The sequence below is a fragment of the Flavobacterium endophyticum genome (assembly GCF_003634455.1).
GTDB lineage: Bacteria > Bacteroidota > Bacteroidia > Flavobacteriales > Flavobacteriaceae > Flavobacterium > Flavobacterium endophyticum.
Map to the genome: position 1 here is coordinate 102,848 of NZ_RBLC01000001.1, position 10,044 is coordinate 112,891.

The 10,044-nt window shown below is 37.0% G+C and carries 12 protein-coding genes; 6 read left to right on the forward strand and 6 right to left on the reverse strand.

The genetic code is table 11. From position 1 onward, the window contains the following. Positions 1-41: 41 nt before the first annotated feature. Genes mnmD through CLV94_RS00515 form a run of 3 tightly spaced genes read right to left on the reverse strand, consistent with a single transcriptional unit; the run spans position 42 to position 1,791 of the window. Positions 42-707 carry a tRNA (5-methylaminomethyl-2-thiouridine)(34)-methyltransferase MnmD gene (gene mnmD, locus CLV94_RS00505; RefSeq protein ID WP_121374515.1) on the reverse strand — a complete coding sequence of 222 codons (666 nt, stop codon included), beginning with the start codon at positions 705-707 and terminating at the stop codon, positions 42-44. Further along, on the reverse strand, positions 707-1,159 hold the full coding sequence (locus tag CLV94_RS00510; RefSeq protein WP_121374516.1) for a hypothetical protein: 453 nt from the start codon (positions 1,157-1,159) through the stop codon (positions 707-709). Before CLV94_RS00510 ends, mnmD begins: the two co-directional genes overlap by 1 nt. After that, positions 1,159-1,791: a DUF4920 domain-containing protein gene (locus tag CLV94_RS00515; RefSeq protein WP_245982399.1), complete on the reverse strand. Its 633-nt coding sequence runs from the start codon at positions 1,789-1,791 to the stop codon at positions 1,159-1,161. The genes CLV94_RS00510 and CLV94_RS00515 overlap by 1 nt, the downstream gene beginning before the upstream one ends. Before the next feature lie 288 nt (positions 1,792-2,079). Here CLV94_RS00515 and CLV94_RS00520 point away from each other — a divergent pair, with 288 nt between their 5' ends. Beyond that, complete coding sequence (locus CLV94_RS00520; RefSeq protein WP_121374517.1) at positions 2,080-3,147, forward strand: branched-chain amino acid aminotransferase; 1,068 nt, start codon at positions 2,080-2,082, stop codon at positions 3,145-3,147. Between the two features lie 228 nt (positions 3,148-3,375). Here the strand turns inward: CLV94_RS00520 and CLV94_RS00525 are convergent, their stop codons facing one another. After that, entirely contained in the window at positions 3,376-3,759 is a 384-nt protein-coding gene (locus CLV94_RS00525) for a pyrophosphohydrolase domain-containing protein (RefSeq protein ID WP_121374518.1), read from the reverse strand. 80 nt (positions 3,760-3,839) lie between these two features. Here CLV94_RS00525 and CLV94_RS00530 point away from each other — a divergent pair, with 80 nt between their 5' ends. Then, entirely contained in the window at positions 3,840-4,028 is a 189-nt protein-coding gene (locus CLV94_RS00530) for a hypothetical protein (protein WP_121374519.1), read from the forward strand. 51 nt (positions 4,029-4,079) lie between these two features. On the opposite strand, the gene CLV94_RS00535 is transcribed toward CLV94_RS00530, so the two are convergent. Continuing rightward, positions 4,080-6,113 (reverse strand): dipeptidyl-peptidase 3 family protein, encoded by a 2,034-nt coding sequence (locus CLV94_RS00535; RefSeq protein ID WP_121374520.1) that lies wholly within the window; start codon positions 6,111-6,113, stop codon positions 4,080-4,082. 142 nt (positions 6,114-6,255) lie between these two features. Here CLV94_RS00535 and CLV94_RS00540 point away from each other — a divergent pair, with 142 nt between their 5' ends. The 4 genes from CLV94_RS00540 (at position 6,256) to CLV94_RS00555 (ending at position 8,947) form a co-directional block, all read left to right on the forward strand. Then, on the forward strand, positions 6,256-7,398 hold the full coding sequence (locus CLV94_RS00540; RefSeq protein ID WP_121374521.1) for an SRPBCC family protein: 1,143 nt from the start codon (positions 6,256-6,258) through the stop codon (positions 7,396-7,398). A 122-nt stretch (positions 7,399-7,520) separates the two neighbouring features. Then, the gene (locus CLV94_RS00545) at positions 7,521-8,063 is read left to right on the forward strand and encodes an RNA polymerase sigma factor (protein ID WP_121376180.1); all 543 of its coding nucleotides are present in this window, start codon (positions 7,521-7,523) and stop codon (positions 8,061-8,063) included. A gap of 30 nt (positions 8,064-8,093) precedes the next feature. Further along, positions 8,094-8,507, forward strand: coding sequence for a hypothetical protein (locus tag CLV94_RS00550; RefSeq protein WP_121374522.1), 414 nt, complete (start codon positions 8,094-8,096; stop codon positions 8,505-8,507). 2 nt (positions 8,508-8,509) lie between these two features. Further along, positions 8,510-8,947, forward strand: coding sequence for a sensor of ECF-type sigma factor (locus CLV94_RS00555; protein WP_220477616.1), 438 nt, complete (start codon positions 8,510-8,512; stop codon positions 8,945-8,947). A gap of 4 nt (positions 8,948-8,951) precedes the next feature. Here CLV94_RS00555 and CLV94_RS00560 read toward each other — a convergent pair whose 3' ends face one another. After that, entirely contained in the window at positions 8,952-10,007 is a 1,056-nt protein-coding gene (locus CLV94_RS00560) for a sialidase family protein (protein ID WP_121374524.1), read from the reverse strand. Positions 10,008-10,044: the final 37 nt, after the last annotated feature.

Here is a 10,044-nt window from a genome sequence, read left to right on the forward strand (position 1 = left end):
TATTAATTAACATTTTTCTTTCCGATTTGCAAAACCGGAATCTAACTTAACTTTCTAGCTCTCAGCATTTCTCTCTTCCCAGGAGGGCCTGCTAATTTTTCTACTGCAAAACCAGCTTCGACCATCGCTTTTTTTATAGAACTGCGACAGGCATACGTAACCAAGATTCCTTCAATTTTTAAAGCCTTGAACATGATTTGGAAAATTTCCAGGCTCCATAGCTCAGGCTGGACTCTATACCCAAAAGCATCAAAATAGATTAGGTCGTATTTATTTTCATCTGCAATTTCTTGAAACTTTATGTTTTGCTTTTCTAATAAAAAATTAGGAGCTAGAAATACTTTTTCGTTCCATTCTGACTGATGCATTTTCAGAAAAACGGCTTTATCCTTTTCTGCATCGAGTTCAGAGACATAATTCATCTTTGAAGCATCTTCTTCTGAAACAGGATAGGCTTCAATTCCGGTATATTCTATTTTCTGTTCAAGATCTTTAGCTTCCAGATACGTGATGAACGCATTGAGTCCGGTTCCGAAACCAATCTCCAAAATAGAAACGGACTGACCTTTGAATAAGGAAAGTCCGTTTTTTATGAATACATGTTTTGCTTCTTGTATTGCCCCAAACTTTGAGTGGTATGTCTCATTCCACTCAGGGAGCAAAATCGACGTCGAGCCATCCGATGTCTGGATAATTTCTCTTTTCATTATTCAATAAATAACTTTTTAATTCTTGGAATCGGCCCGCTGCATTTTACTTCATGGCAGGCAACACAGGCAGAAACCGCTTTATTGAAATGTGCTTTTGCATTTTTAGGATCCTCATAGATCAATTCTTGAGCCTTGATAAAAACGGCAGCCTGTTCTTTGAAAAAGGCATCATTTTCAGTTTCGTCAGTCATTGCTCTTTTGTGGATTTCTAAAAAGTGCGAAGGAAACTTGCCTATTGTATCGCCATTTTTGATACGCTCTTTCAGACGCTGGTTGTCGACATACATCTGTTCCATAAGTGCTGCCATTTCTGACATCTCATACATTTCGAACTCTTTTGCATCTGTTTTTGCAGGAGCATCTTTTTTAGTGACAGGCTTTATTTCTTCCTTCTTATTACAGCTAGAAAGCACAATGATTCCAAAGAAAATTAAAAGGTAATTCTTCATTATTTGCTGATTAAAACCCCATCGGCTTGGAAAGCATACGTAATTTTTGGTTCTGTGATTTTATCGATTTCCGCTTGAGATTTTCCTCCGTCTTTAGCATAGTGCTTCAATTCGGCAACAGAAACCTCGTCAACGAAAGCTCTTCCGCTAACAACCGCCTCTTGGCTATCTGCGTTCAATGGAACGAAAAATCCATAATCTTTAAAACGCACGAAAGATTCCGCTTGGTTAGGCAGTTCCATTTTCATCCAGCATCCTTTTTTCTTGCAGACAGAGTTGATTTTTGACTTGAACTTTACTGCAATCGTATCTCCTTTTTTCATGGATTTGTATTTTTGAAGCATCTGCTCTTTGGTCAATGCTTTATCTGCCGCAATCTTATCTCCAAAAGAAGCATACTCTACTTTGACTTCTTTGGCAGGAACGACTTCAATTTCTTTTTCAGGACTAGTGTTTTTTTCAAGGTCAGCAACCTGCTCAGTTTCAACTGAAGCTACAGCGACTGAATCGGTTTTAGGAACGCTATCTGTAGGAGTCTCCATTGTTTCCTCTACTTTTTCTGTTTCATTTTTTTTGTCAGCACAGCTTGCCAAAACCATTAGTGAGCAAGCCAAAACGAATATATTCTTCATGTAGGTATAGATTTTAATTTCTGCTACAAAAATAGCGATTTCACTATAACATGAACCCTCATAATTAATAAATTTTAGGTTTTATTGCTAATTATATAAGATTTTAAGCCGTAAACAATTAATTTTAGAAAAGTGGCAATTCTGAGGAAGATAATTCCTTTTTTACACCAAAACTTTCCAAATTTTATTAATTTAGCAACATTAAGATTTATTGAAAATTAGCATCAAACAAAAGCCATTCAATATTTTGATTTTCAATATTTTACAACCTAAACTAACCTCAACCAAATGAATCTAAGCACCAATAACGAAATCGATATAGTTAGAGCTTCATCTACAAAAATTAATGATATTGATTTTGACAATCTTGTCTTTGGAAACATCTTTACAGACCATATGCTGATTTGTGATTTCAAGGACGGAAAATGGCAAAAACCGACTATCAAGCCTTATGAGCCTTTTCTTCTTGATCCTTCTGCAAAAGTCTTCCATTACGGACAGGCCATATTTGAAGGCATGAAGGCTTATAAAGACAATAATGATGATGTCTGGCTTTTTAGGCCAGATGAAAATTTTGATCGTTTCAACAAATCCGCCAAAAGAATGGCAATGCCAGAAGTTCCTGAAGAGGTATTTTTAGGCGGACTGCATGAAATCTTGAAAATCGAAAAAGACTGGGTTAAAAAAGGGAAAGGAAATACCTTATACATACGTCCTTTTATGATTGCAACCGGAACAGGCGTTGTTGCTGCTCCTTCTTCACAATATCGTTTTATGATTATCCTTTCGCCTGCAAAAGCATACTATTCTGGCGAAGTGAAGGTAATTATTGCAGAACATTATAGCCGTGCCGCAAATGGCGGAATTGGCGCTGCAAAAGCAGCAGGAAACTATTCTGCCCAATTTTATCCGACGAAACTGGCAAACGAGCAAGGTTTTCAGCAAATTATCTGGACCGATGATGCCACGCATACCAAGCTGGAAGAAGCAGGAACAATGAACGTTTTCTTTAGAATTAATGATACTTTATTTACGGCTCCGTCAAGTGAAAGGATTTTGGACGGTGTCACTCGAAAAAGCATCATAGCGCTGGCAGAAAAAGAAGGAATCGACATACAAGTTCGTTCTGTTTTGGTTTGGGAACTTGTAGAAGCTGCAAAAAACGGAACTTTAAAAGAAATTTTTGGTGCCGGAACCGCAGCAGTAATCAATCCTATTGTTGGATTCTCTTATAAAGATGAATATTTTGAGCTTCCAAAACTAGAAGATTCGGTTGCTCTGAAATTGAAAGACAAATTGACCAATATCCAATATAAATTGGAAGAAGATACTTTTGGCTGGACCGTTAAGATTTAGAAACTTTTAAAAATATAAGAATATGCTGTATCCATTTATTACCATCGGGCTTTTAATTGCGTTTGTTGCTTATCTTTTATATTTAGCTTTTGTAAAGAAAAATTTAAAACAGAATTTAAGCACAGTCGTTTATCCTGGATTGTTTTTTATTTCAGTTTGGGCGGGCTTATATTTCCTAGTTTTTGTATAATTCATAAAAAAATCCCGAAAGTGTTTTCGGGATTTTTTTTATTTCAATATTAGGGAAAAATCAGGCTTGAAGTAATTCGGACCTTTCATCACTTTTCCGTCTTCGCGGTAGATTGGTTTTCCGTCTTCTCCTAATTTGCTCATGTTGCTGCGCTGAATTTCGTCAAAAACTTCTTCGATTTTATGCTGTAGTCCGTGTTCGATTATCGTGCCGCACAAAATATAAAGCATATCGCCTAAAGCGTCGGCTATTTCAACCTTATCGTCATTCTGTACTGCTTCAAGATATTCCTCGTTTTCTTCTTTCATCAAATTGTAGCGTAGCATGTTTTTGCTTTCGCCTAGATCTCCTTTGGGAGTTTCACTAACTCCAAGCCCAAATGCTTGGTGGAATTCCTTTACTGCGTTGAGTTGTTTCTGCATAATCTTCAAAAATTAAATGGTACTGCAAAATACTGACTTTTGAGTACAAATAACTACTTTTGCATAAAAACTTATACACTATGTTTACTCAAGGTCAATGGACTTTTGCCGGTTTCTTTGTCGTCGCTTTTATAGTGGCAATGATTTACGCCTACCGAAAAGATCTGAAGCTGCACAAGATATTTTACAAAAAAAGCTATTTGGTTTTATTAGGCTTTTTAGCTTTCATCGGATTATTATTTGTCATAAAAGTTTATCTCAAGCATTAAAAGAAACGCCTCGATTTCTCGGGGCGTTTCTTTTAAACTTCTATTTCTTTTTTAGTTTTCTTCAGGAAGGAAACCATACGTCTTAGAGTAGTAAAGCATTTGTTCTGCAAAAGTTTTTGGCTGTTGAATTTCAAAAGAAGTGATTTCTCCTTTGTCATCCATCTTAGGAACCAAAACAGGATTTACGAATCCGCTATACGGAGCCGATTTGAATTTCTTGTTTCGATCCAAAACTTCTTTGTGTAATTTCTGGTCAACTTTTACGCCATAATTTTCTACCAATGCTTTTCCAGCAGCAAAATCTCCTTCTGATTTAATTCGCTGAGTTTCTTTCAAAAGCTGTCCAAACAATTCATGAAGTTTTTCATAATTCGTAATATTGAAATAGGTTTTTCCGTCACGAGTAATTTTTTCGATTACATTGTCTTTTTTGCCTTTTTCAAAAACCCAAGCACTCACCCACTGACGGTTTCTCATGTGCGCTTCTTCGATATCAGCACTTGGTTCTAAACGGATCAATTGTGTCATCAATCCATTTCGGATATAACCGTCATAAGCTGCCATTCCGACTTTTTTCCAATCCTCAACCAAACCTAATTCTTGCAATTTTGGATTGTACAGATAAAACAAGCCAACTAGGTCAGCTCTTCCTTCTTCTAAAGTCGAAGCATAGCTTTTTAGGGTTTCTTTTGGCGTTCCAACACCCGGATTGATTTGGCCAGAAGCATGTCCGACAACTTCATGCAAAGCCGTATGCAGCTTATCTGCCACTTCTCCATATTTCTCTTCCAATTCGATTTCTTCTTTATCATTTGCAAATTCTTTCAAACGATCAGAACCACCAGCATGGTTATACGAATCTACTATATTTCCTAATGAAACCGATTTTGAGCCATGTTCAGCACGAATCCAATCTGCATTTGGAAGATTGACTCCAATTGGAGTACTAGGCGAAGAATCACCCGATTCACCAGCCACGACAACTACTTTATAGGACACTCCTACAACATTTTTCTTTTTATGAGCCGGCATAAGTGTCGAATTGTCTTCAAACCATTGGGCATTTTTAGAAATTACTTCCATCTTTTTAGACATGTCGAAGTCTTTGATCTGCACGACAGATTCGTAAGAACCTCTGTAGCCTAGCGGGTCATTGTACACTTCTACGAAGCCATTGATATAATCGATATTTCCTTCTGTAGCTTCTGTCCAAGCGATGTTGTAATCATCCCAAGTTTTTAAATCACCCGTTTTGTAATATTTAATCAGTAACGCAATAGCATCGCCTTGTTTTTTATTTTCCGCAACTCCTTGCGCTTTTTCTAACCAATAGATAATCTTATCGATTGCTGGTCCGTACATACCGCCGCTTTTCCATACTTTTTCTTCAATCTGTCCGTTGGCATTGCGAACCAATTTAGAGTTTAAACCGAAAGAATACGGTCTTTCAGCATCTGGGCTTTTTTTAGTTTTGTAAAAAGCTTCTGCTTCCTTATCAGTGATTCCTTTATCATAAAAATTGACAGCCGAACCCGCAAGCAATCCTTTTGATTCGTCAAGGTTTACTTTTTTAGCATCTTGATCGTTAAACAAAATTTCTACGACTTCTAGAGCCAGTGTGGTTTTAGTTTCTGAAAGCAATTTTTGGAAATAGTCTTTTGTAAAATCAGGCTTGATTTTATCGCTTGAATAATGGTGGTGGATTCCGTTAGAAAACCAAACTCTTTTTAAATAGATTTCGAAATTTTTCCAATCCTCAGAAGCCTTGTCACCTTTGTAGTTTTGGTAGATATTTTCTAGCGCTTTTCTGATTTTTAGATTGTGCTTGTAGTTTTGGTCCCAATGAATATCGCGGCCAGCCATACCTGCTTGCGTCAGGTAATACACTAATTTTTGTTCTTTCAGGGTAAGGTTTTCCCAACCCGGAACTTGATAACGCAATACTTTTATATCTGCAAACTGCTCGACTTCATACTGAAAATCCTCTGTGTTTGCTGCAACTTCTTTCGACTCTTCTTTTTCTTTTCCGCAAGAAACAAGAAATGCCGATGCAAGAAATATCCCTGCAATGGTTTTTAATTTCATATTCTAAATTTTGGTTATTTACTATTAAAAAAACAAATATAACGATTTCTTCATGGAACTAAATGCAAGGCTTCGGATCAATTGATTGCAAACAATTTTTCTTACTTTTGCATAAAGGAAAAACGCCTAAAAATAAATTTTTATGAGAATACTGAAATATATATTGCTGTTACTGCTTCTTGCTATAATCGGACTGACTGTTTATGTGGCAACACAGCCTGGAGAATTCGAAACAGAGCGAAGCAGGGTTATCAAAGCACAAAAATCAGTTGTTTTCAGCTATGTCAACGATTATAAAAACTGGGAAGATTTCGGAGCATGGAAAGACGACGATCCGAACATGCAGTTTACCTATTCAGATACTACGATTGGAAAAGGAGCTTCTTATTCTTGGAAAGGCAGTTCTGGCGAAGGAAAAACAGAAACAATATTTGAAAAAGAAAATGACAGCATTGCCCAAAAAGTAATTTTTTCTGGCAATGAAGGCAAAGCTTACTTGACTTTTAAGGATACTGTCGGAGGCACAAAAGTGACATGGCATTCCAAAGGAAAACTAAGTTTCATGGCAAAAGCTTATGCAGTCTTAAAAGGCGGCAGTGCAAAAATGGTCGGCGATATGCAGGAACGAACTTTAGCCAAACTAGACAAGGTCATTTCGTACGAAATCAATACGTATTCTATAAAAGTAGATGGCGTTGTCCAAAAGACTGGTGGCTATTACTTCCAGCAAAAAATAACTTGCAAAATTCCAGAAGTCCAAAAAAATGTAAGTCTTGTGCTGCCAAGCATGTTGCGCTTTTTTAAAGAAAATAATATCACGCTGACTGGAAGTCCTTTTGTATTATATGACACTTATGACGTTGCTAATAACAAAGCAAGCTTTTCTGTATGCCTGCCGATGCGTGATGAGATTTTTACTGCCGAAGGAAGCGATTACACTAGCGGAAAACTAGAGCCTTTCCAAGCTTTAAAAACAACATTGAATGGTGATTATTCACACAGCAAAGAAGCTTGGGATAATGCTTTTGCTCATATCAAGAAGAACAATTTGACGGAAAATAAATCAGGAAGCTATATTGAAGTATATTCAGTTTCTACATCGCAAGTCAAAAACCCTTCAAAATGGGTTACCGAAATTTACGTACCGGTTGGAAGCTCAGCTCCCGCAGAAGCTACAACAGTTCCTGCTCCTACAAACGAGGCTGCTACTACTTCTCCTGTGACTAAAACTCCAGCGCAACCAGCTGCCAAACCAGCAGTTCGAGAAGCTAAAGTCATCGAATAATTTATACCATTTTTATACAAAGCCCAGCATTGTCTGGGCTTTTCTTTTTAGCAAAAGTGAGCTAATGCATATTGTGATTAAACCTTTTCGCTTATCTTTAGTCTTATCAATAAAAATTGCTTTTGCTCGACGAACAGACTTTCATAAAAGATCTTTTGAATCCAAAAACGCAGAATAAAGCGTTTCAGTTGCTGTTGTCTACTTATCAAAAACCGTTGTACAATCACATCCGAAACATTGTTCTGAATCATGATGATGCTAATGACGTGCTGCAGAACACTTTCGTTAAGGTTTTTCAGCATCTGGCGAATTTTAAAGGAGAAAGCAAATTATTCTCATGGCTTTATCGGATAGCAACGAACGAGGCAATAACGTTTCTGAATGCTAAAGCCAAGCGTAATGGAATGACCAGCGAGAATTTTCAGCAAAAGCAGATAGAAAGCTTAAAAGCCGATTCTTATTTTGAAGGTGATGAGATTCAACTGAAGCTTCAAAAAGCAATCGCAACCTTGCCCGAAAAACAGCAATTGGTTTTCAAGATGCGGTATTTCGAGGAACTAAAATATGAAGAACTGTCGGAAATATTAGGAACTTCGGTTGGCGCGTTAAAAGCTTCGTACCATCATGCCGTGAAGAAAATCGAAGAATATATGCTTAAAAATTAAACCTTTTTAGATTTATAAAGTCAAAAGAACATGAACTCATTTAATTTAGAAAACTCGCCAAAAATAAAGTCCGGATTCAAGACGCCGGACGGATATTTCGAGAATTTTTCGGAACAGATGCTTGCGAAAATCGCTCAGGAGGAAAAACCTGTAATTTCAATTTTCCAAAGAAGGAAAAATTGGTTTGTGGCAGCCGCAGCGGTTTTAATTTTAGGAATCTCAATTCCTTTCTTGAATAAGACCGACACAGGCAACACATCAGTTGATGAGGAAACTATGGAAAATTATCTGGCTTATCAATCCACTATCAGTCAATATGACTTGATCAATCTGCTGGACAACGAAGATATCGAAGCGTTGGAATCTGACTTAAAGGTTGATGATGCTGTGGTCGAGAGTGCCTTGTCTGACAATACTAATTTAGAAAACTACTTAACAGAATAATTATGAAAAATCTATTTACGCTTATTTTGCTTGCTTTTGCCTTATCCGCTTCTGCGCAAGGTAACGATAAAAGAGAGCAGATCAAGGCCTTAAAAACAGCCTTTATAACTACCGAATTGTCTTTGACTTCTGATGAAGCTGCAAAATTCTGGCCTGTTTACAATGCTTTCGATGAAAAACAATTTGAATTAAAGCATCAGAAAATGCGAGCTCTAGGCAAAAAAATCGAAGGAATTGATTCCATGTCTGACAAAGAAGCATTAGTTGTAATCAATCAGATGGAAGATTATGAAGAAGAACTATTCCAAAATAGAAGAAAGCTTGTCAGCAGTCTGAAATCGATTATAAGTCCTGTAAAAATCCTGAAATTAAAAAAGGCAGAAGATGATTTCAATAGAAAATTATTAAGACAATACAAAGAAAAAGGCCCGAGAAAATAGGGCCTTATTTTTTAAATTGAATCTTGATAATTTTGTTTTTTCCGGCAGCAATCGCAGTATGGTTATCGATAAATCGGATCGTGTAAAGGTCTTTGTCTTTAGAAAATTGCTTCCAGGTGGATCCGTTGTCTGAAGAATAATACAATCCCGAATGCCCAACCGCCACGATTTGTTTTCCGCCCGATTCCGGAACAAACTGAACACAGGAAGCATAGCCAAACCCTGTATTTTCTCCAATCAGCGTCCAAGTTTTTCCTCCGTTTATAGTTAGTGCTTTGTTTTTGGAATTCAATTCCGGTTTTTCATAATTACCTCCTACGGCAAATCCTATATTCTCGTCATAAAAATCGGCTGAAAAAATCCCAGTCATAGCTTCGCCTTGGACAATCGGAGTATTGAAAACCTCCCAAGAATCCCCCTTATCAGAAGTATAAAAAATTCGAGCTTTTTTCCCTCCCGAAACAATCCAAGCAATATTATTCTTTACGACTAAATTAGTATTGCTTGCTGCAAAAGCCGCTTCGCCTGACACAATTTTAGGAAGCTTATCACAGGGTATCTTATTCCATGTATTTCCAGAATCTCTCGTGATAATTACCGAAAAGCAGCTATCTGTAGGATCCCCTATCGCGATACCGTCTTTATCATTCCAAAACTGCATGGAATCGAAGAACGTTTTTTCGTTATCGTCTTTATAAACAAGTTTTGTTCCGGAACCGTCTTTCGCTACTTTATAAAGCAATCCTGGAGTACCCACGCTCATCATAAAAATGGAACCGCTGTTTTTGGCAATGCTCCTAAATTCTGGATTGATGCTGTCTTTTGAAATCGTTTCTTGAAATCTTTCTTTAGTTGCAATATCGTAATACCCATACCTTCCTTTATCGGCAGCATACCAAATCTTGCCATTGTCAGCAATAATCGCTCTAATGCTGATCGTATCCAGCAAGAGAGTATCTATAGTTACGCTTGAAAAATAATCACTTTTCTCTGATTTTATTTCATGCTTACATTCTGAAAATAGTAGCGGTAGCAATAAAACATATAGTATGTTTTTCATGGTATTTTTGGTTATTAGGTTGCAAAGAAACAAAAGA